General features: G+C 70.0%; 17 protein-coding genes. 8 read left to right on the forward strand and 9 right to left on the reverse strand.

The window, feature by feature from the left end; translation table 11 throughout:
- Window positions 1–277 precede the first annotated feature (277 nt).
- Both AB0M39_RS04375 and AB0M39_RS04380 read left to right on the forward strand, forming a co-directional pair.
- A complete protein-coding gene (locus tag AB0M39_RS04375) occupies window positions 278–2,032 on the forward strand; it encodes an ABC transporter ATP-binding protein (protein WP_365360005.1) in 1,755 nt (584 codons plus the stop codon).
- 149 nt (window positions 2,033–2,181) lie between these two features.
- Window positions 2,182–2,700: a hypothetical protein gene (locus AB0M39_RS04380; RefSeq protein WP_365360006.1), complete on the forward strand. Its 519-nt coding sequence runs from the start codon at window positions 2,182–2,184 to the stop codon at window positions 2,698–2,700.
- 102 nt (window positions 2,701–2,802) lie between these two features.
- Here the strand turns inward: AB0M39_RS04380 and AB0M39_RS04385 are convergent, their stop codons facing one another.
- Window positions 2,803–3,039, reverse strand: coding sequence for a LuxR C-terminal-related transcriptional regulator (locus AB0M39_RS04385; RefSeq protein ID WP_365360008.1), 237 nt, complete (start codon window positions 3,037–3,039; stop codon window positions 2,803–2,805).
- A gap of 234 nt (window positions 3,040–3,273) precedes the next feature.
- On the opposite strand from AB0M39_RS04385, the gene AB0M39_RS04390 reads away from it, so the two are divergent.
- Window positions 3,274–4,278 (forward strand): helix-turn-helix transcriptional regulator, encoded by a 1,005-nt coding sequence (locus AB0M39_RS04390; RefSeq protein WP_365360010.1) that lies wholly within the window; start codon window positions 3,274–3,276, stop codon window positions 4,276–4,278.
- 334 nt (window positions 4,279–4,612) lie between these two features.
- Here AB0M39_RS04390 and AB0M39_RS04395 read toward each other — a convergent pair whose 3' ends face one another.
- The 6 genes from AB0M39_RS04395 to dnaK form a co-directional block, all read right to left on the reverse strand.
- Window positions 4,613–4,942 carry a hypothetical protein gene (locus AB0M39_RS04395; RefSeq protein ID WP_365360012.1) on the reverse strand — a complete coding sequence of 110 codons (330 nt, stop codon included), beginning with the start codon at window positions 4,940–4,942 and terminating at the stop codon, window positions 4,613–4,615.
- 6 nt (window positions 4,943–4,948) lie between these two features.
- Window positions 4,949–5,149, reverse strand: coding sequence for a hypothetical protein (locus AB0M39_RS04400; RefSeq protein ID WP_365360014.1), 201 nt, complete (start codon window positions 5,147–5,149; stop codon window positions 4,949–4,951).
- Between the two features lie 210 nt (window positions 5,150–5,359).
- The gene (locus AB0M39_RS04405; RefSeq protein ID WP_365360016.1) at window positions 5,360–5,812 is read right to left on the reverse strand and encodes a helix-turn-helix domain-containing protein; all 453 of its coding nucleotides are present in this window, start codon (window positions 5,810–5,812) and stop codon (window positions 5,360–5,362) included.
- A 1-nt stretch (window position 5,813) separates the two neighbouring features.
- A complete protein-coding gene (gene dnaJ, locus AB0M39_RS04410; protein ID WP_365360018.1) occupies window positions 5,814–7,007 on the reverse strand; it encodes a molecular chaperone DnaJ in 1,194 nt (397 codons plus the stop codon).
- Between the two features lie 30 nt (window positions 7,008–7,037).
- Window positions 7,038–7,685, reverse strand: coding sequence for a nucleotide exchange factor GrpE (grpE, locus tag AB0M39_RS04415; protein ID WP_365360020.1), 648 nt, complete (start codon window positions 7,683–7,685; stop codon window positions 7,038–7,040).
- Window positions 7,682–9,541, reverse strand: a complete 1,860-nt coding sequence (gene dnaK / locus AB0M39_RS04420) for a molecular chaperone DnaK (RefSeq protein ID WP_365360022.1) — start codon at window positions 9,539–9,541, stop codon at window positions 7,682–7,684. The genes grpE and dnaK overlap by 4 nt, the downstream gene beginning before the upstream one ends.
- A 379-nt stretch (window positions 9,542–9,920) precedes the next feature.
- On the opposite strand from dnaK, the gene AB0M39_RS04425 reads away from it, so the two are divergent.
- The 4 genes from AB0M39_RS04425 to AB0M39_RS04440 all read left to right on the forward strand — a co-directional run bounded on the left by AB0M39_RS04425 (window position 9,921) and on the right by AB0M39_RS04440 (window position 15,559).
- On the forward strand, window positions 9,921–10,484 hold the full coding sequence (locus AB0M39_RS04425; protein WP_365360024.1) for a sugar transferase: 564 nt from the start codon (window positions 9,921–9,923) through the stop codon (window positions 10,482–10,484).
- A 240-nt stretch (window positions 10,485–10,724) separates the two neighbouring features.
- The gene (locus tag AB0M39_RS04430; RefSeq protein ID WP_365360026.1) at window positions 10,725–12,995 is read left to right on the forward strand and encodes a (Fe-S)-binding protein; all 2,271 of its coding nucleotides are present in this window, start codon (window positions 10,725–10,727) and stop codon (window positions 12,993–12,995) included.
- 376 nt (window positions 12,996–13,371) lie between these two features.
- Entirely contained in the window at window positions 13,372–14,514 is a 1,143-nt protein-coding gene (locus AB0M39_RS04435) for a VCBS repeat-containing protein (RefSeq protein ID WP_365360028.1), read from the forward strand.
- Window positions 14,515–14,644: 130 nt separating this feature from the next.
- Window positions 14,645–15,559 (forward strand): Yip1 family protein, encoded by a 915-nt coding sequence (locus tag AB0M39_RS04440; RefSeq protein WP_365360030.1) that lies wholly within the window; start codon window positions 14,645–14,647, stop codon window positions 15,557–15,559.
- A gap of 250 nt (window positions 15,560–15,809) precedes the next feature.
- Here AB0M39_RS04440 and AB0M39_RS04445 read toward each other — a convergent pair whose 3' ends face one another.
- Window positions 15,810–17,732 carry a galactose oxidase early set domain-containing protein gene (locus AB0M39_RS04445; RefSeq protein WP_365360032.1) on the reverse strand — a complete coding sequence of 641 codons (1,923 nt, stop codon included), beginning with the start codon at window positions 17,730–17,732 and terminating at the stop codon, window positions 15,810–15,812.
- A 395-nt stretch (window positions 17,733–18,127) separates the two neighbouring features.
- Here AB0M39_RS04445 and AB0M39_RS04450 point away from each other — a divergent pair, with 395 nt between their 5' ends.
- Window positions 18,128–20,398, forward strand: a complete 2,271-nt coding sequence (locus tag AB0M39_RS04450) for a Dyp-type peroxidase (protein WP_365360034.1) — start codon at window positions 18,128–18,130, stop codon at window positions 20,396–20,398.
- Between the two features lie 115 nt (window positions 20,399–20,513).
- Here AB0M39_RS04450 and AB0M39_RS04455 read toward each other — a convergent pair whose 3' ends face one another.
- A complete protein-coding gene (locus tag AB0M39_RS04455; RefSeq protein WP_365360036.1) occupies window positions 20,514–21,011 on the reverse strand; it encodes a phosphoribosyltransferase in 498 nt (165 codons plus the stop codon).
- Window positions 21,012–21,018 lie beyond the last annotated feature (7 nt).

Below are 21,018 nucleotides of genomic sequence, written 5' to 3' on the forward strand. Positions count from 1 at the left end.
CCTCCATAGGGAAATGACTGGATCGGCAGACGATCGTCGGCCGACCGGATCGACAAGTGGTGTTTGCCGACCGTCCGTTGCGGACAGATCGATATTCACCCACCCGGCCCGGGTCGCACTATTGGCTCTTGCGGCATGGCCTCTCCCGGCATTGCCCGACACGGCAATACCAGACCGGCATTGCCTGACACGGCATGACCCGCCCGGCATCGCCCCTCCCGGCATTGCCGCAAACGCCAATTCCCCTCGCCTATATAGAGAGACTAGAAATACCTGGGTGAACACAACTGACGCAGAACAGCCTCCGGCCGAGCGGCCCGCGCTGCGCGCGCTGCTCTCTTATGCGCGACCGCACCGCGGAGTCCTCCTGGTGGTGCTGCTGCTGACCCTGCTGGGCAGCGCCGCCGGCCTCGCGCAGCCCATGGTCATCCAGTCGGTCCTGACGAAGCTCATGATCGGCAGCAGCCTGCGCGACGAGATCCTCCTGCTCGTGGGGCTGCTCGCGCTGTCCATCGGCCTGATGTGGACGCAGGCGTGGCTCAGCGAGCGCACCGCCGAGCGCGTGGTCCTCCAGGTCCGGCGCGGCCTGATCTCCCGCCTGATCCGCCTGCGCACCAGCGAGTTGGACCGTACCGAGCCGGGCGGTCTGACCACCCGGGTGACCTCGGACAGCACCCTCGTACAGCACGCGGCGACGGGCGGGCTCATCCAGCTCGTCGACGGATCGATCCATCTGCTGGCCACCATCGTCCTGATGGGCATCACCAGCCTGCCGCTGCTCGGCATCACCTCGGGCGTCCTGCTGGTCATCGGCGTCGCCATGGGCGTCGTCATGCCCCGCATCCGACGGGTCACCACCGAGGCGCAGAGCTCGGTCGGCGACATCGGCGCCGCACTGGACCGCTCGCTCGGCGCCGCCCGCACGGTCAAGGCCAACGGCGGCGAGGCGATCGAGACCGCGCGCGCCTCCGACGCGGCCGAGAGCGCCTACCGCGCGGGCCTGACCGGCGCCCGCTACCACGCCCTGATCGCCGTGCTCTCCGGGCTGATCGTCCAGGCGTCCTTCCTCGCCGTCATAGGCTTCGGCGGCGCGCTCGTCGCCATGGGGTCGCTCGACCTCGCGGCCCTGATCGGCTTCCTGCTCTACCTCTTCAACATCGGCGGCCCCGTCCTGTCCCTGGTCGGCGGCACCACCGCGCTCCAGCAGGGCCTCGGCGCCCTCGCCCGGATCGAGGAGGTCAAGCACATGGAGGCCGAGGACGACGTCGACGAGAAGACGACGACGCCGTCCGGCCCGCCGCCCCAGGTCACGGTCAAGGACCTGACCTTCGCCTACCAGGGCCGTACGCCCACCCTGGTCGGCACCACCTTCACCGCGCCCGCCGGCGGAGTCACCGCCATCGTCGGCCCGTCCGGATCCGGCAAGACCACCGTCTTCTCGCTGATCCAGCGGTTCTACGACATGGACGGCGGCAGCATCCACCTCGACGGCGCCGACATCCGCTCGCTCAGCCGGGCCGAGCTGCGCCGCCGTATCGCCTACGTCGAGCAGGACTCGCCGATGCTGGCCGGAACGCTCCGGGAGAACCTGCTCTACTCCGCGCCCGACGCGAGCGACGACGACATCGCCGACGTACTGCGCAAGACGCTCCTGGAAGACTTCGTGGCCCGGCTGCCCGAGGGCCTGGACACGCCCGTCGGCACCCGGGGCCTGGCCCTGTCCGGCGGCGAGCGCCAACGCCTCGCCATCGCACGGGCGTTGCTGCGCCGGCCGCAGGTGCTCCTCCTGGACGAGGTCACCGCGCATCTGGACGGGCTGAGCGAGACGGCCCTGCGCAAGACCGTCGAGCAGGCCGCGAAGGACTGCACCGTCCTGCTGATCGCGCACCGGCTCTCCACCGTGACCTCCGCCGACCAGCTGGTCCTCTTCGAGGGCGGTCAAGTGCGCGACCACGGGCTGCATGCCGAGCTGCTGGCGAGGAATGATCTCTACCGGGACCTGACCGCGACCCAGCTCGCGGCGGTCCACTGAACCCGGCCCTGTTGAACGCGCCCCACTGGACGCGCCCGTTGAACCCGGCTCCACTGAACGCGGCCGGCGTCGGCCGCGTCTCACACTGAGCCAGGCGTACCACCGTCAGTTCTGACCACGCTGAAGGACGAAGGACCGAAGGACCCCTCATGAACGACACCGCCCACACGCCCATCTCCACCACGGACGACCGCTTCGGCGACGTCAGCGTCCATCTGGCGGGCCAGGAGTCCCTAGTGGTCGAGGGAGAGCAGATCCCCCGGGTCACCCTGGACCGTACGCCCGGCTCGGAGCGCGAGGACCACATCGCCATCGGCACCCGCGACCCCGAGCAGCTGACCATGACCATCGACGGGCGGCAGGTGAAGCTGGACCCGGCGAAGGGCAAGCTGAGCCGCCGCTCGTACCGCGTGGACGTGGAGCACGAGGGGACGGCCTACCGGCTGGTCCCGGACTCCATTCCGAGCAGCCGGCTGACCCGGGACGGGATACACGTCGGGGACTTCTCCTCCGACGGCGACGGGCGCGTGATCGCGGAGTGGCGCGAGGACGCCGAGGTCGAGCCGCTGGACGCGTCGGTCGGCTATGCGCTGGCGGCGGCGTTCGGCACGGGGGCGCAGCCGATGTGGATGATGGCGATCGACGCGGTGAGCACGGCGCTCCCCTAGTACCCAGGCGGCGGACAGACGAGAACTCCCCGCCGGACCTGCTCCGGCGGGGAGTTGCTCTGCGCGAGATATGCGTACGGACGCGACAGTCGGGATGACCCGTCAGACCTGCTGGCCCTTGATGTCGTCCGCGTAAAGATGCGACACGATCGCGGCCTCGAACCGCGACTTGAGCTGGAGCTTGCGCACGATGCTCGTGGTGTGCGCCCGGACCGTACGTTCCGCGATGCCCAGCCGGCGCGCCAGCCAGCGGTTCTGCTCGCCGCTCGCCAGCAGTTCCAGCACCTCCAGCTCGCGCTCGGTGAGCGCGGAGAAATCCAGTACGTGTCGATCGGTCACTGATCTCAAAGCAGCCTCCTTCATTGATCGTTCACCGTCCCCCGTCACTCGACCGGTCCGGTCTTCTGCAACACGCCACCACGGCGGGGCCCAGTGATCCATGTCACTTCGGGCCTCCGTCTCGGGCTCGCCTCTTTACCGTTGAATTACCCTCTCCCCCATCACTTCGACGGTTGCGCGGCATCTGACCCATGCCCGGCGAGCCGTCGGCTGGACGGCAAGCGGGGGGCAACAGTGAGCGGCGCGAGCCTGTCGATACTCGGACTCACAGCCACGGAAGAACGTGTCTACCGGCACTTTCTGCGGAATCCGGAGACGTCTGCCGAGGACATTCATCTGCTCCTCCACGCTCCGCGCGAAGAAGTCGAGAAGGCGCTGGCCCATCTCGCCGAGCTCAGCCTGCTGCGCACGGGCGAGCGGGGCACGACGGCCAGCGATCCCGAGGACGCGGTGGGCCGGCTCGCCGATCTGCGGCTGCGCGAACTCCACGAGCAGCTGCGGCTGGTGACCCAGTCCCGGCATCTGGTCACGGAGCTGCGCGCCGAGCAGGAGGCCCGGCCGCTGGCCGCGCAGGGCGTCGAGCGGATGGAGATCCTGGCCCAGATCCGGGACCGGATCGACGATCTGGCGTTCTTCGCGCGCGAGGAGATCCTCTCCGTCGAGCCGTACACCGCGCTCACCCCGGAGAACATCGCGCATGCGCGCCCGCTCGACATGCGCTGTCTGCGGCGCGGCATACGTATCCGCAGCGTCGTCCTCAAGGAAGCGCTGGAGCACCCGCCGACGGTGTCCTATCTGCGCGAACTGACCGCGCAGGGCGCGACGATCCGGGTCGCCGGAAGCCTCTCGGAGCGCATCCTGGTGTACGACCGGCAGACCGCGCTGGTCCCCGTCGACCCGGCCGACACCTCGCGCGGCGCGCTGGTCACCCAGCAGGCGGGTCTGGTCTCCAACATCCTGGCCCTCTTCGAGAAGATCTGGGACCACGCCACGGACCTCTCGGCGCTGATCGCACCGGCCGACGCCGACGCGCAGCCGCTGTCGGCGAACGGGCTCACCGCGATCGAGCAGCAGGTGCTCGAGGAGATGTGCCGGGTGGCGAAGGACGAGACCGGCGCACGCAACCTGGACATCTCGGTCCGTACGTACCGTCGTCATGTCGCGGACCTGCTGCGCGTCCTGGACGCCAGCAGCAGACCGCACGCGGCGCTGCTGGCGAGGGAGAAGGGCTGGATCTAAGACGCGGCCGCCGACCGGGGCGCGAGGGGTTTCGGGCGCCGCGCCCCCAGGAACCTGTCGGGCCTCACCGGCGCGTCCCGCCGCGTCGCCGCCATGGACCTCAGGCGCTCGCAGGACCTCACCGGCCCGGGCGCCCAGGGCCCGTAGCGCCTCAGCGCCCAAGACCTCAAGGTCTTCCAGGACTTGCGGGACTTCCAGGGCCGCAGACTCGGCGACCCGTCGCGGCTCAGCGACTCGTCGCGGCCCACCGGCCTGTCGCGGCTCAGCGACTCGTCGCGGCCCACCGGCCCGTCGCGCCTCACCAACCCGCCCCGCCGCGTCCCCGCCTACCGGCTCAGGCGCGCGACACCGGTCCGGGCGGGCCTGGGTCCTGGACCCGCCACCCCGGCAGCGAGCTGTCCCTGAGCGCCGCCGCCAGCCTCTCTCGTACGACATCGGTTCCGGCTCCCCCCGCCGAATGGACCCGCAGCCAGATTCGGTCCTCCTCCACCCGCTGTCCGCAGACCCAGTCGGCGGGCAGCATCCCGATGAGCCTGATGACGGCGGTCTCGCCCGGCGCGGCGTCCGCCCTGACGCGGACCGCCGTCACCTCTTCCTCCCACTCCGCTTCTCGTCCGTCGTGCGTGCCGTGCCCGTCGTGCTGTTCTTCCCGCTTCTCCGGCACCGGCTCTCACTGCCAGCCGTTGACGCACATCACCTGGCCCACGAAGGCGGACACCGGTTTGGGCAGGGGCATCCCGCAGATGCGCTCCATCACCCGGTCCGGCTTCGCCGTCGGCTGGGCGGCCGCCTGTCCCGGCGCCGCCAGGACCAGCAGGGCAAGGGCCGGCATCAGGACGGCGGTCGTCTTGGCATACAGGCTGACGCTCATCGTTCCTCCACGAATCCGTGCACCTCAGGGTGCGTCTGGACGGTTCTGCCAGCGAGAACCAGCCTGCCAGCGGCGTGGAGAGCCCTCCATAGAGATCACTGTCAGCTTGCTGCACTGGCAGGTCAGCTTTGTGCCAACCGCCTTTCTCACACGACTGCGGGGCCGGAGAGCAGAAAGCTCTCCGGCCCCGCAGGCCAGGCAGTGGAGGTGCTATTCGGAGCGCTTGGGCCGCCAGACCACGAGCGCGCTCGCCTGCTGCACATCCTGGTACGGCACGAGATCGCGCCGGTAGGAGGCGTGCACCTGGGCCTCGCGCTGCTGCAGGACGGCCGCCGCGCCCTCCACGGCGGACGACAGCTCGGCCACCCGCTGCTGCAACGCGGCGACCTGGTTCTCCAGTTCGATGATGCGCTTGATTCCGGCCAGGTTGATGCCCTCGTCCTGCGACAACTGCTGGACGGTGCGCAGCAGTTCGATGTCGCGGGCGGAGTAGCGCCGACCACGGCCGGGGGTCCGGTCCGGGGAGACCAGACCCAGCCGGTCGTACTGCCGCAGGGTCTGCGGGTGCAGCCCGGACAGCTGGGCCGCCACCGAGATGACGTACACCGGCGACTCGTCGGTCAGTTCGTACGGGTTGCGACTGCGACCCGACCGGCCATCCATGTCAAGCTCCCTTCGCCGCCTGGAACAGCTCGGCCCGCGGGTCCGCGTCCGCGGTGGCGTCGCGGTAGGCCTCCAGCGCTTCCTTCGCCTTCTCGCTGAGCTCGTCGGGAACGGCGACCTCGACGGTGACCAGCAGGTCCCCACGGGTGCCGTCCTTGCGGACCGCGCCCTTGCCGCGGGCGCGCATCGTACGGCCGTTGGGCGTGCCGGCCGGCAGCTTGAGGGTCACCGGGGGCCCGCCCAGGGTGGGCACCTTCACCTCGCCGCCGAGCGCCGCCTCCGGGTAGGAGACGGGCACGGTGACGGTGAGGTTGTCGCCCTTGCGGCCGAAGACCGGGTGCGCGTCGACGTGGACGACCACGTAGAGGTCGCCCGCCGGGCCGCCGCGCTCGCCCGGCGCGCCCTTGCCGCGCAGCCGGATCCGCTGCCCGTCGGAGACTCCCGCCGGGATGCGGACCTGCATGGTGCGCGAGGAGCGGGCGCGCCCGCTGCCCTTGCAGACGTCGCAGGGGTCCTGGGCGATCAGCCCGCGGCCCTTGCAGTCCACGCACGGGTCGGTCAGCGAGAAGGAGCCGCTGCCGCCGCGCGAGACCTGGCCGGTGCCGACGCAGGTCGGGCAGACGCGAGGCGTGCCGTTCTTGTCGCCGGTGCCCGAGCAGTCCTTGCAGGGAGCCTGGCTGGACATCCGCAGCGGGACCGTGGCCCCGTCGACCGCCTCGGTGAAGCTGAGCGTCACCTCGGACTCGATGTCCTGGCCGCGGCGCGGCTGGGTCCGGGGACCCGTGGGGCCGGCGCCCCGGTTGAACAGGCCGCCGAAGACGTCCCCGAGGCCGCCGCCGAAGCCGCCGGCCCCGCCGGCGCCGCTCTGAGCCCCGCCCTGGGCGCCTCCGAAGAGGTCGCCCAGGTCGAAGTTGAACGAGCCGCCCGCCCCGCCGGGTCCGGCGCGGAAGCCGCCGTTGCCGAACAGGGCGCGTGCCTCGTCGTACTCCTTGCGCCGCTTGGGGTCGCCGAGGATGTCGTTGGCCTCGGAGATCTCCTTGAAGCGCTCCTCGGCCTTGACGTCGCCCTTGTTGGCGTCCGGGTGGAACTCGCGGGCGAGCTTCCGGTACGCCTTCTTGATCTCGGCTTCGGTCGCGTCCTTGGGGACGCCGAGAACCTTGTAGTAGTCCTTCTCGACGAAGTCCTTCGTGCTCATCGACGTCCCTCCTCTCGGCCCGTCACTGCGTCAGCCCTCGTCCGGGCCACCGCTCTCCTCGTCGTCGCCGCTCTCGTCCTTCGCCGCGGGCGCCGCGCCCGGCTGGGGCTCGGCCACCGCGACCCGCGCGGGGCGGATGGTCCGCTCGCCGATGCGATACCCCGGCTGAAGGACCGCGACGCACGTCGTCTCGGTGACGTCCGGCGCGTACGAGTGCATCAGGGCCTCGTGGATCGTCGGGTCGAAGGGCTCGCCCTCCTTGCCGAACTGCTGCAGGCCCATCTTGGCCGCGGCCGTCTCGAGAGACTCCGCGACCGACTTGAACCCGCCCACCAGCTCCCCGTGCTCACGGGCGCGGCCGATGTCGTCGAGCACGGGCAGCAGCTCGGTCAGCAGAGTCGCCGTGGCGATCTCCTTGACCGTGACCCTGTCCCGCTCCACGCGGCGACGGTAGTTCTGGTACTCGGCCTGGAGCCGCTGGAGGTCGCCCGTGCGCTCGGCGTGCGCGGTGCGGACCTGGTCCAGCTGGGCCGTCAGGCCTGCGATCTTTGCTGCGTCCCCTGCCGGGGCCGCCGGGCCCTCCTTCTCGGAGGACTCGGCGGACTCGGCGGCGTCGTCAGAGGCTGCGCCGGAGGGGACGTCGGGCTTCTCCTCGAAGCCCGGGGTCTCCTCCGTCACGCGGCACCGCCCTTCGGCTTCTCGTCGTCGACGATCTCGGCGTCGACCACGTCGTCGGCGTTGTCCGCGGACTGGGCCTGCTCGCCGGCCGGGGCGTCGGCGCCGCCGGCGGCCTGCCCGGCCTGGGCGTCGGCGTACATCGCCTGGCCGAGCTTCTGGCTGACCGCGGCGACCTTCTCGGTGGCGGTGCGGATCTCGGCCGTGTCCTCGCCCTTGAGCTTCTCCTTCAGCTCGCCGAGCGCGGTCTCGACCTCGGTCTTCACATCGCCGGGGACCTTGTCCTCGTTGTCCTTGAGGAACTTCTCGGTCTGGTAGACGAGCTGCTCGCCCTGGTTGCGCGACTCGGCGGCCTCGCGGCGACGGTGGTCCTCGTCCGCGTACTGCTCGGCCTCCTGGCGCATCCGGTCGACCTCGTCCTTCGGCAGCGAGGAGCCGCCGGTGACGGTCATCTTCTGCTCCTTGCCCGTGCCCAGGTCCTTCGCGGTCACGTGCATGATGCCGTTGGCGTCGATGTCGAAGGCGACCTCGATCTGCGGGACCCCGCGCGGGGCCGGCGGCAGACCGGTCAGCTCGAACATCCCGAGCTTCTTGTTGTACGCCGCGATCTCGCGCTCGCCCTGGTAGACCTGGATCTGCACGGACGGCTGGTTGTCCTCGGCCGTGGTGAAGATCTCGGACCGCTTGGTCGGGATCGTGGTGTTGCGCTCGATGAGCTTGGTCATGATGCCGCCCTTGGTCTCGATGCCGAGGGACAGCGGGGTCACGTCGAGGAGCAGGACGTCCTTGACCTCGCCCTTGAGGACGCCGGCCTGGAGGGCTGCGCCGATGGCGACGACCTCGTCGGGGTTGACGCCCTTGTTGGCGTCCTGACCGCCGGTCAGCTCCTTGACGAGCTCGGCGACGGCGGGCATCCGGGTCGAGCCGCCGACCAGGACCACGTGGTCGATCTCGGACAGCTGGATGCCGGCGTCCTTGATGACGTTGTGGAACGGGGTCTTGCAGCGCTCGAGCAGGTCCGAGGTGAGCTGCTGGAACTGAGCGCGCGTGAGCTTCTCGTCCAGGTGCAGCGGGCCCTCGGCGGACGCCGTGATGTACGGCAGGTTGATCGTCGTCTCGGTCGAGGACGACAGCTCGATCTTCGCCTTCTCCGCGGCCTCGCGCAGACGCTGGAGAGCCATCTTGTCCTTGGACAGGTCGACGCCGTGGCCGTTGGCGAACTGCTTCACCAGGTAGTCGACGACGCGCTGGTCCCAGTCGTCGCCGCCGAGGTGGTTGTCGCCGTTGGTGGCCTTCACCTCGACGACGCCGTCGCCGATCTCCAGCAGCGAGACGTCGAAGGTGCCGCCGCCGAGGTCGAAGACGAGGATCGTCTGGTCGTCCTTGTCGAGGCCGTACGCCAGGGCGGCCGCGGTGGGCTCGTTGACGATGCGCAGGACGTTCAGACCCGCGATCTCACCGGCCTCCTTGGTGGCCTGACGCTCGGAGTCGTTGAAGTAGGCCGGGACGGTGATGACCGCGTCCGTGACCTTCTCGCCCAGGTAGGACTCGGCGTCGCGCTTCAGCTTCTGCAGGATGAAGGCGCTCATCTGCTGCGGGTTGAAGTTCTTCCCGTCGAGCTCGATCTTCCAGTCGGTGCCCATGTGGCGCTTGACCGACCGGATGGTCCTGTCGACGTTGGTCACTGCCTGACGCTTGGCGACCTCGCCGACCAGCACCTCACCGTTCTTCGCGAAGGCGACGACGGACGGCGTGGTCCTGGCGCCCTCGGCGTTGGTGATGACGGTGGGCTCGCCGCCCTCCAGAACGCTGACGACGGAGTTAGTCGTGCCCAGGTCGATGCCGACCGCACGTGCCATTTCAATTCCTCCAGCTGACTTGAGTGGATCTGGCTCAAGGATGCATGAACGGGCGGAACGAGTCAACAGACCTGAGTCGGGCCCACTCAACTTTTATCTCGCCCTAACGAGCACCCTTGCCCTTGAACGCGTGGCGCACCGGTCCTCGCCCTCTCGACCGTGCGAGAGTCGTAGCCGCGAAAAGCCGCGAAAAAGATCAATCCCGAACGACAGCGACAAAGTGCCGGCGACAGAGGGCGGCGACGAGAGACGACGCGCCAACGCGTCACCAACGTGACAGAAGAGCGCGAAAGAAGCGAAACGGCGGCCGAGAGCCCCCGAGGCATACGGAGGCATCCGGGCGGTCAGCCCCCAAGGCCCTACGGAAGGACGCGCGCCCATGCCGGCAAAGCGAGCCGTCGACCTGACGGTCGGCCTGTTCCTGCTGCTGCTCCTGTCCCCCGTGCTGATCGCCGCCGGCGCGGCCGTCGCCCTCACCTCGCCGGGGCCCGTGCTGCACCGCGAGACGCGCATCGGTCTGTGCGGACGCACGTTCGCGCGGTTCACCTTCCGTACCGCGCGGGCCGGCCCCGGGCCCGTACGCCAGCCGACCCCCGTGGGACGCCTGCTGCACCGCTGCCTCCTGGACGGGCTGCCCCAGCTGCTGAACGTGGTGCGCGGCGAGATGTCGCTGGTCGGCCCGGCGCCGCTGCCGCCGCGCCGGCACGGCAGGCCGGTCGGCGCGGACCGCGCGCGGCTCGGGGTGCGCCCCGGCGTCACCGGGCTCTGGCAGATCAGCGGGCGGTCGGAGCTCCCCTGGGAGGAAATGAGCGTCCTGGACCTGCATTATGTGGACCAGCACTGGCTCGGCCTGGATCTGGTCATCCTGGCCCGCACCGTCCCCGCGGCGGTCGCCGGCCGGCGGCCGCACGGCGCCGGACGCCGCTCGGCGAAGGCCGCGTGACGTTCGGCGCAGGCCGCCCGATGTTCGGCGCAGGCCGTCTGAGCAGGCCGGACCGGGCCCGCGCGAGCGGTCTGCTCAGCGCCGCCGAGCAGCCTGGTCAGGGTTGCCTGAGCGACACAGATCACCGCCTGCGCGGCTACAGTGCGGCGTCATAAGTGGGTACTCTCAGCACGGACTGAATAAGTTACCGCTTAGTAGAAGTCGCTGATTCCCACCCTCGCAGGCCCGAGGAGCCCCCAAATGCAACTCGCCGCGATCATCGTGTCGCTGGTCATCACGGTGGTGGCCGTGGCGCTGTTCGGCCGCGCCATCGCGCAGATCTACCGCTTCGTGAAGCTCGGCCAGCCCGTGCCCGCGGGCACGCGCACCGGCGACCCGACACAGCGCACCATCACGCTGGTCAAGGAGTTCCTCGGCCATACGCGCATGAACCGCTGGGGCGTCGTCGGCGTGGCGCACTGGTTCGTGGCGGTGGGCTTCTTCTCACTGCTGCTCACGATCGTGAACGCCTTCGGCCAGCTGTTCCAGGCCGACTGGCTGATCCCGATCATCGGCGACTGGCTGCCGTACGAGATCTTCACCGAGTTCCTCGGCCTGATGACCGTCCTCGGCATCCTCACCCTGATCGTCATCCGGCAGCTCAACCGGCCGGGCGGGGCGGGCCGCAAGTCCCGTTTCGCGGGCTCCAAGACGGGCCAGGCGTACTTCGTCGAGGCCGTCATCCTGATCGTCGGCGTCTGCATCATGACGCTGCGCGCCCTGGAGGGCGCCCAGCACCACGTCACCAGCTGGGAGCCGGGCTTCTTCGCCTCGTACCCGCTGATCGCGGTGCTCGACAACCTGAGCCTGAGCACGATCCAGCACCTCACCTACTTCTTCGCGGCGCTCAAGATCGTCACGTCCTTCACCTGGATGATCACGGTCTCGCTCAACACCAACATGGGTGTGGCCTGGCACCGCTTCCTCGGCTTCCCGAACATCTGGTTCAAGCGCGACGCCAAGGGCGGCACCGCACTGGGCGAGCTGCTGCCGATGACCTCGGGCGGCAAGGAGATCGACTGGGAGGACCCGGCCGAGGACGCCGTCTTCGGCGTCTCCCAGGTCGAGCAGTTCTCCTGGAAGGGCATCCTCGACTTCTCCACCTGCACCGAGTGCGGCCGCTGCCAGTCGCAGTGCCCCGCGTGGAACACCGGCAAGCCCCTCTCGCCGAAGCTCCTGATCATGTCGCTGCGCGACCACGCGCACGCCAAGGCCCCCTACCTGCTCGCCGGCGGCGGCAAGGACATGGAGGGCAACGAGAAGGCGACCGAGGAGCAGCTCAAGGACGTTCCCGCCGCCGCCCTCGCGGAGGCCGAGCGCCCCCTCATCGGCACCGCCGAGGAGAACGGCGTCATCGACCCGGACGTGCTGTGGTCCTGCACCACCTGCGGCGCCTGCGTCGAGCAGTGCCCGGTCGACATCGAGCACATCGACCACATCGTCGACATGCGCCGCTACCAGGTGATGATCGAGTCCGCGTTCCCGTCCGAGGCGGGCACGATGCTCAAGAACCTGGAGAAGAAGGGCAACCCCTGGGGTCTGGCCAAGAAGCAGCGCGTGGAGTGGACCAAGGAGGTCGACTTCGAGGTCCCGATCGTCGGCAAGGACCTGGAGGACCTCTCCGAGGTCGAGTACCTGTACTGGGTCGGCTGCGCGGGCGCGCTGGAGGACCGGGCCAAGAAGACCACCAAGGCCTTCGCTGAGCTCCTGCACATGGCGGGCGTCAAGTTCGCGATCATGGGCGGCGACGAGAAGTGCACCGGCGACTCCGCCCGCCGCCTGGGCAACGAGCCGCTGTTCCAGCAGCTCGGCGCGGAGAACGTGGCGATGCTGAACATGGCCTACGGCGAGGACGACGAGGACCCCTCGACGAAGAAGCCCAAGGCGTCGAAGAAGATCGTCGCGACCTGCCCGCACTGCTTCAACACGATCGCGAACGAGTACCCCCAGCTGGGCGGCGAGTTCGAGGTCATCCACCACACGCAGCTGCTCCAGCACCTCATCGACGAGGGCAAGCTCGTCCCCGTCACCCCGGTCGAGGGCCTGATCACCTACCACGACCCGTGCTACCTGGGCCGCCACAACAAGGTCTACACGCCGCCGCGCGAGATCATGTCGGCCGTCCCGGGCCTGCGCCAGCAGGAGATGCACCGCCACAAGGAGCGCGGCTTCTGCTGCGGCGCCGGCGGCGCCCGGATGTGGATGGAGGAGCGGATCGGCAAGCGCATCAACACCGAGCGCGTCGACGAGGCCCTCTCGCTCAACCCCGACATCGTGTCGACGGCGTGCCCGTTCTGCCTGGTCATGCTCACCGACTCGGTCAACGGCAAGAAGAACGACGGCAAGGCCAAGGAGTCCCTCCAGGTCGTCGACGTCGCCCAGCTCCTGCTGGACTCGGTCAAGACGGCCCCGGCCGACCCCGAGCCCGCCGAGGAGACGCAGGACGCGCCGGAGACAGAACCGGTGAAGTAGCGCCGGCGTCTTCACAGACGAGAGCGGCCGGACCTGCCTCGGGGGCAGGACCGGCCGCTTCCGCGTGTCGCGGCGCTTTCCGCGCGCCATAGCGCTCGCTCTCGCCCGCCGGACGACTCGCCGCCGAACGACCCGCCCGCCGGACATCTTCACCGTCGGCCATCTCACCGCCGGGCATCTCACCCGCCGGACATGCGGTGACCTGCGATGACCTGCGGCGACCTGCGGCCAGGTGCGCCGCTGATGCGTGATTGCGCCGTTTTCCCACCGCGCTGCATAACCTTTGGCCAGCGATTCGGCCCCTTCCATTGCCCTGGCGCCGCCGCCCGACGAGCATCGTGGGTCGGCAGGGCACACACGAGACGTACGAGAAGGGGTGGACGCAGTGCTGCGTGCGCGTACGGGGACGGCCATCGGCGCGGTCGGCACCGCGGTCTGCGCCGCCGCGGTCCTGCTGACGGGCTGCGACGCCGCCCCCTCCTCCTCCCGCCCCGAGGCCCGCCCCGCGGCCGCCAAGAACGGCGACACGGCCCCGCTGGCCGGCAAGGCCGCCGCGCCCCGCCTCGCCGTCCCGCACGGCGACGGCAGCCGCGTCGCCTCCGACTTCAACGGCGACGGCCACCGCGACCTCGTGCTGAACGACCTGGTGAAGGCCCCGGGCGACACCCACGGCGACGACGCGGGCATCGGCGTCGTCTACGGCACCGCTGCCGCACGCGGCCTCGACCCGGCCGTACGCCAGCTTCTGACGCCCTCCGCCAACGCCGCCGAGGTCAAGGGCACGCTCCCCGCCGCCTTCGACGCGGAGGCCGCCTGCGACCTCGACGAGGACGGCTTCGCGGACCTGGTCGTCGCCACCGACCCGCCGTACGACGGGATAGGCCGGCCGCCCGTGCCGATCCAGCTGCTCTTCGGCTCCCCGTCCGGACTGACCGGCAAGGCGGCCGTCCTGAAGATCCCCGGCGTGGCCCGCTACGGCAACGACTGGCCCGACCACCCCGTCTGCGGCGACTTCGACGGCGACGGCGCGAACGACCTGGCGGTCACCGCCTCCGCGGGCCAGGTCAGCTTCCTGCGCGGCCCCTTCACCCGCGCCGGCGCCCCGCGCGCCGCCGCGGCCCCCGTCCCGGCGGGCGGCACGGTCCTCGCCGCGCCGGAGAAGGCCGACGTCGACGGCGACGGCGCCGACGACCTGGTCGCCCTGTCCCGCGCGCACGCGCCCGGCACGGCCGCTCGGGGCACGCTGCTCCTCGGCGGCCCCGAGGGCCCGCGCCGCGCGGGCGGCGCCTACGCGTACGACGCCGTCCCCAAGCCGCCGGCCCCCGCGCTCGCCTCCGGCGAGACGAGGCCGACGACGGACGTGCTCGTGTACGCCGACTTCTCGGGCGACAGACGCCTGGACGTCGTCACGCGCACGCACCGGGGCGAGAGGGCGGACGTGGTGGCGCTGTACGCTGCGCCGACGCGCCCCGGGCCCGACCCGGCGATCACCTTCAGCACCCGGCTCTTCCTGCCCTGACCAGCGGGGAGACGTAGGGGGGGCCAGCCCCCCAGGGTTCCCCTAGGGGATGTCACAGGTCGGCCGCAAAGGCGCCCGCGTTCCCGCTCCTCCGCCACCCTGTGGACGCGGACCGGGTACGTTCGATTACGTGGCTGGATTCAGGATCGGACGCGGCCGGGACAACCGCGCGCAGCAGCAACCGCAGCAGGCCCCGCCGCCCTATAGGGGCGGCGGCCCCAGAGCCGGGGCCCCGGGCGGCTCAGGCGGCTATGCGGCGCCGCCGTACGCGCAACCCCAACACCCGCAGCAGCAGTGGCCGCAGCCGGCGGGCGGGCGCCAACAGCAGCACCCCCAGGGCCCGTACGGCGAGCCGGAGTACTTCGGCGACCCGTACGGCCAGCAGCCCCACGACCCGTACGCGGCCAACAACCCTGGCCACACACAGGCGTTCAGCATCAACGACGACCAGTACGGCGACGGCGCGACCTACCACGCCGGCGGACACCCTGCGGCCCCGACGGGCCCGCGGCTGCACTGGAAGCAGCTGCTGAGCGGCATCGTGCTGCGCCCGGGTCCGACGTTCTGGCAGATGCGCGACTACCCGGTGTGGGGCCCGGCCCTGGTCGTGACGTTCCTCTACGGCCTGCTGGCGATCTTCGGCTTCGACCAGGCGCGCGACGAGGCGATCAACGCGACGATCTCGTCGGCGATCCCGTACGCGCTGAGCACGGCGGTGGCGTTCGTCATCGGCGGCCTGATCCTGGGCGCGGTGACCCATACGCTGGCCCGCCAGCTGGGCGGCGACGGAGCCTGGCAGCCGACGATCGGCCTCTCCATGCTGATCATGTCCCTCACGGACGCCCCGCGCCTGCTGTTCGCCCTGTTCCTGGGCGGCGAGAACTCCCTGGTGCAGGTAGTGGGCTGGGTCACCTGGCTGGCGGCGGGCGCGCTGTTCACCTCGATGGTGAGCAAGTCGCACGACCTCCCGTGGCCGAAGGCGCTGGGCGCGTCGGCGATCCAGCTGGTGGCGCTGCTGTCGATCATCAAGCTGGGCACGATCTAGCTCTGACCGCCGGCGAGACACGTCAAAGGCCCCCGCGGCGATGCGGGGGCCTTTTCTACGCCCGCCCTGTCGTCTCAGGCGTCGAGAGCGCGGGCGGCCGGCCTGGGAAGGCCGTACCGCCCCCACGGCCTCCCCACCTCCCCGTCTCTCTCCCCCGGACGGAAGAAGCCCAGCTCAGAAAACATCTGAGCTGGGCTTCAGCGGAGCCGCCGCCCGCGAGACTCGCAGCAGCCCCGCCGGAGTCAGGCGGTCACTGCTTCGCTCCCTTTCCCAGGGTCTGGCCGCTTCCCAGGGTCTGGCCGCCCGAGGCCGGCTTGAGCTGGACCCAGCCGGCGGTGCTGGGGACGCCCTCCTCGTTCAGGAGGAAGAGCATGTAGTAGCCGGGAGGGGCCGCGTTCGCCGACGGCGGCGCCTGGAGTTCGAGGAAGCTGCCGCTGCGGCTCTTGATCCGCAGGTCGAGGTGGCGCTGGCTGGTGTTGATCGAGTGGGTCGCGGTGGTCGGCGCCAGCAGGACGGCACGGGTGACCTCGGAGGCGTTGTTGCTGCTCACCGTGATCTTCTCGTTGTACCCGACGGACGGGTTGAACACGATGCCGAGGTGGGGGCGGCTGCCCTGCTGGAGGTAGGCCGGCTCGTAGATCTCGATGCTGCCGTTCATGTCGTCGGTGATGTCGGGGTCGTTGGCGAGCTGCTGGAGCTCGTCGCCGGTGACCATCACCCGGCCGTCCGGGAGCACCACGGCGTTGGAGTGGTAGCCGCGCGGCAGCCGCTGGGCTGGGCCGAGCCTCCAGTTGCCGTTCTCGTCGCGCAGTTCGATCTGGCGGTACTTCAGCTCCGAGTTGGGGTTGTACGGGCCGTTGCCGTAGTCACGGATGTCGAAGGCGCCGTTGACGGTCATCAAGGTCGCGTCCGGCATGAGCAGGGTGTCGTCCTGGGTGCGGCCGAAGGCTCTCGCCTTCTCCTTGCTCCACTGGCCGCCGACCAGCTGATACGTGTTCGGGTCGTCCCGGTCTCCGCCGAGTACCAGCACCGAGTCCGGGCCCTTGAAGCCGGCGGGGAGCGGTACGGCCGAACCGTAGTTGCGCGGCATGCCCTCCTCGCGCGCCGTGCTGTCCGGTCGGGGCGGCAGGTCCGTCCGGGTCTCGGTGGCGAGGTCGAACTTCCACTGCTGGTCGCGGTTGCGGCCCAGGCCGTAGATCTTGCCGTCCCGCAGCGAGAAGAGGTGCGGGTAGTCATGCTTGAACGGGGCGTCGGCCTTGAACCGCTCCACCGCCCAGCCCTCCGGCTTGTCCGTCTTGGCCACGGGCACGGGCTTGCTCAGGGCGGGGAAGCGCTCGACCAGCGCGGTGGGGGTGCCCCAGCCGAGCTCCGACTGGCCGGACATGATCAGCTGCCGCCCGTCCGCTCCGGTCACCACCGACGGGTACCACCGGCCGACCGCCATGTCCTGGTTCTGGTACCACTTCTCCTCCCACGGGTCGAAGACGAGGGAGAGCTTGGCGCCCGTACCGCCGTTGCCGCCGAGGTTGCCGCCGAAGACGCCGAGCATCCCGTTGGGCAGGAAGGAGTGACCGGCGCAGAAGAACGGCGCGGGACGGGGCTGGTTGAGCCCGTCCGGCATGTTGATCACGGGCGGCGTGACCTTGGTGAACGAGGCCGCGCCGGTGCCCTTGGCCGGATCCCACAGGTAGGCGCGGCCCGCGTTCTCCTTGCCGATGGTGTCGGTCGGCGCGGGCTCCTTCTGTGGGTTGCTCTCGATGCGCTCGAAGGAGAACAGCAGCACCTTGCCGGTGGGCAGCATGGCGATATGGGCGGCGAAGTCCGGGGACTGGAAGTACTCCCGGAACCTGCCGGCGTCCAGCGCGTCGAAGTCCGCGTTGACCTTGGCCTGGGAGGCCGCCAGCGCCTTGAGCCGCTCGGTGCGGGTGGTCTGCGGGTACTCGCCGACGGCCTTGACGGCCCTCCTGGTCATGGCGTGTTCCTCGGCGTGCTCCTTGCCGATGACCGCCGCCTCGTCCGGGTCGGTCTGCGCCCGGTCGGCTGAGGGGGCGTCACCGCCGTGATCGTGGGCGGCGGCCGGGCCGGACGACAGCATGGTGAGCGTCAGCGCGGAGACGGCGCAGGCGGAGATCGCCGCGTACAGCATCCGTCTGGGCAGGTTCCTGGGGGACATGGGACTCCTTGCAAGTAAGAGGGCAGGGCGCGCAGCGGTCGGGTCGCGGCCGCGCCGTGTCACCGGTCCGATGGCGAGCACATGACGAACGCACATGACGACTGCACATGCCGTACGCACATGAATATGCGCACGGCACAAGCACATGCCGCAGGCACGCGACTACTCACAGTGTTCGCGTGCCCGACGGCCGCTGTCTTGCGATGCCGGGCAGGCGGGTGACCGCTCGACGGCCAAGCGGGTCAGAGCCCTTGCAGGACAGGGGTTCTGCACCACAGCGCAAGATCGCGACGCGGCCGAGCCGGAGCTGCCTCCCCTCTCCCGGCGATCACGTAGCGTAGCTTTCTGATTACTAAGCTAATACCCCTGGCATATGTGAACGTCAAGGAGCAAACGTGACGGAAGATCTCAAACTTCGTCAGAGCGACGACATTCAGGGCGATGTGCTCGCGGGCTTCAAGAAGGACCGCATGACCTTGCTCTTCCTCAAGTTCGAGGACCCCGCGCGGGCGCGCACCTGGGTGAAACGGCTCGCCTCCCAGATCTCCACCACCCGTCAGGTGGCCACCTTCAATGCGGCGTTCCGCAAGGCCAGACAGGCCACCGGCGGCGACGACCCGCAGACGATGAAGGCCACCTGGACGAACGTCAGCTTCACCTACGAGGGCCTGAAGATCCTCAACGGCGGCAAGGACCCACTGCCCTCGGTGCCGAAGGGCGGCACGCTGGAGGCGTTCAAGGAGGGGTCCCACAAGCGCTCGCTGGGCGACACCGGCGACAGCTCGCCCGAGAACTGGCTGTTCGGGGACGGCAAGGGCCAGACCGTGCACGCCGTGATCACCGTCGCCTCCGACACCGCCGAGGGGCTCCAGGACGCGTTGACCGCCCAGCGCGAGGCGGCCGCGCAGGCCAAGATCGTGATCGTCTTCCAGCAGAACGGCGCCACGCTGCCGGGCACCCGCCGCGGAAAGGAGCACTTCGGCTTCAAGGACGGGGTCAGCGAGCCGGGGGTCATCGGCTTCGACGAGCCCGACCCCAAGCGGCCGGAGTACGTCAAGGACCACCCGGGCACCCGGCTGATCCCGCCCGGCGAGTTCGTCGTCGGGCACGACCGGGTCGGCGGGATTACGTACGACGAGATGCCCGAGTGGGCCGGCAACGGCAGCTTCCAGGTGGTGCGCCGGCTCGGTCAGGACGTCCCGGGCTGGTGGGCCCAGGTCACCGCGCAGCTGAAGGTCCTGAGGAAGGCCAAAGCGGTGCCGGACGAGGCGACCACCGAATGGCTGGCCGCCCGCCTGGTGGGCCGCTGGCGCTCGGGCACGCCCGTCGCCAAGTGCCCGCACGCCGACATGCCGGACAACGCCCTCGCGAGCCAGGACAACGACTTCGGCTACCGCAACGACCCGGAGGGGTTCACCACCCCGCTCTTCTCCCATCTGCGCAAGACCAACCCCCGCGACGGCCTGCAGGAGAAGCCCGGCACGGACCCGTTCCCCGAGAACCCGGTCATGGACCGACGCCGGATCATCCGACGCGGCGCCCCCTACGGCGCGCCCTTCGACCCGGCCTCGGACGGCCCCGGCGGCCCCGACCACCCGCGCGGACTGCTCTTCGTCTGCTACCAGTCCGACCTCGTCCATCAGTTCGAGTTCATCCAGAAGATGTGGATCGACGACGTCGACTTCCCGCCGAACCGCCCTGCGAAGCCCGGCCCCGACCCGATGGTCGGCCCCACGGGCAAGGTCGCCTTCGAGAGCCCCAGCGCGACGACCGAGCTGAGCTTCCATCAGTTCGTCACCACCGAGGGCTCGGTCTACGCCTTCGTCCCCTCCCTCACCACCCTGCGGATGCTGGGCGACGGCCGCCTCACCGACAAGCTCCCGGACACGGTCCAGCCGACGGACGCCTTCCTGCCGATCCCCGATCGCCAACGGGACCAGGGAAAGAGCTGGTACTGGGCCTACGGGACCGGCGGCGACGGACCGGTCTGCCGCACCATCTCCATCGCCGACGGCAACGAGCACAAGGACGTCGTCGAGCGCCCCGACCGGCCCCTGTCCGCCTGGCCTTGCTACGACGGCGTGTCGAAGGTGGACGCGATCCTGCCGGTGCCGGACGAGCAGCGCGTGGGCGGCCGGAGCCGGTACTGGCTGTTCCACACCGTGGAAGGCCGCCAGGTCTACCGGCTGATCTCGGTCGCGGACGGAGCGGAGTCCGGGCTCGCCCCCGAGGCGGCAGCCGCCGTCGACCGGCCCGACCGGCCGATCTCGGCCTGGGCCTCGTTCAATGGAATCGCGCAGGTGGACGCGTTCCTGCCGGTGCCCGACATGCAGCGCCAGAACGGGAAGAGCCACTACTGGCTCTTCCACTCCTCCCTGGGACAGCAGGTCTACCGGCTGATCTCGATCGCCGACGGCTCCGCGCACAACGACGTCATCGAACGCGGCGACCGTTCGCTCAGCCTGTGGCAGTCACTGGCCGGCATCTCCCGCGTGGACGAGTTCCTCGCCGTGCCGGACATGCAGCGCATCAACGGGCTGAGCCTGTTCTGGGTGTTCCACCAGCAGAAATACCGGATCATCTCCATCGCCGACGGCCGCGGACACAACGACCAGATCGCGGTCGACGACCGCCCGATCACCCTGTGGAAGTCCCTGACCGCCTGAGGCACGGCTTGCGGTCGCAACCGCTGGACAAGGGATCCCGGCTCGGACGGTGTCTGGGCCGGGATTGCCTATAGCTCACCGGAGCCGACCGCCGACCGGTGCCTCAAGGGGCGCGTCAGGCGTCGAGGACCTGACCCGCCCTGCGGACGACGGGCTTCTCGACGCTCCAGGGGAAGTTGATCCACTCGTCGGTGCGCTTCCAGACGTACTCGCACTTCACGAGCGAGTGCGACTTCTCGTAGATGACGGCGCTGCGCACCTCGGCGACGTGGTCGACGCAGAAGTCGTGGACGAGCTTGAGCGTCTTCCCGGTGTCGGCGACGTCGTCGGCGATGAGGACCTTCTTGTCGGAGAAGTCGATCGCGTTCGGGACGGGCGCGAGCATGACGGGCATCTCGAGGGTGGTCCCCACGCCGGTGTAGAACTCGACGTTCACCAGGTGGATGTTCTTGCAGTCCAGCGCGTACGCGAGCCCTCCCGCGACGAAGACGCCGCCGCGGGCGATGGAGAGCACGACGTCGGGCTCGTAGCCGTCGTCGGCGATGGTCTGGGCGAGCTCGCGGACGGCGCCGCCGAACTTCTCGTACGTCAGGTTCTCGCGTATCTCACTCATCGCGTAC

This window comes from Streptomyces sp. NPDC051907, assembly GCF_040681075.1.
Taxonomy (GTDB): Bacteria; Actinomycetota; Actinomycetes; order Streptomycetales; family Streptomycetaceae; genus Streptomyces.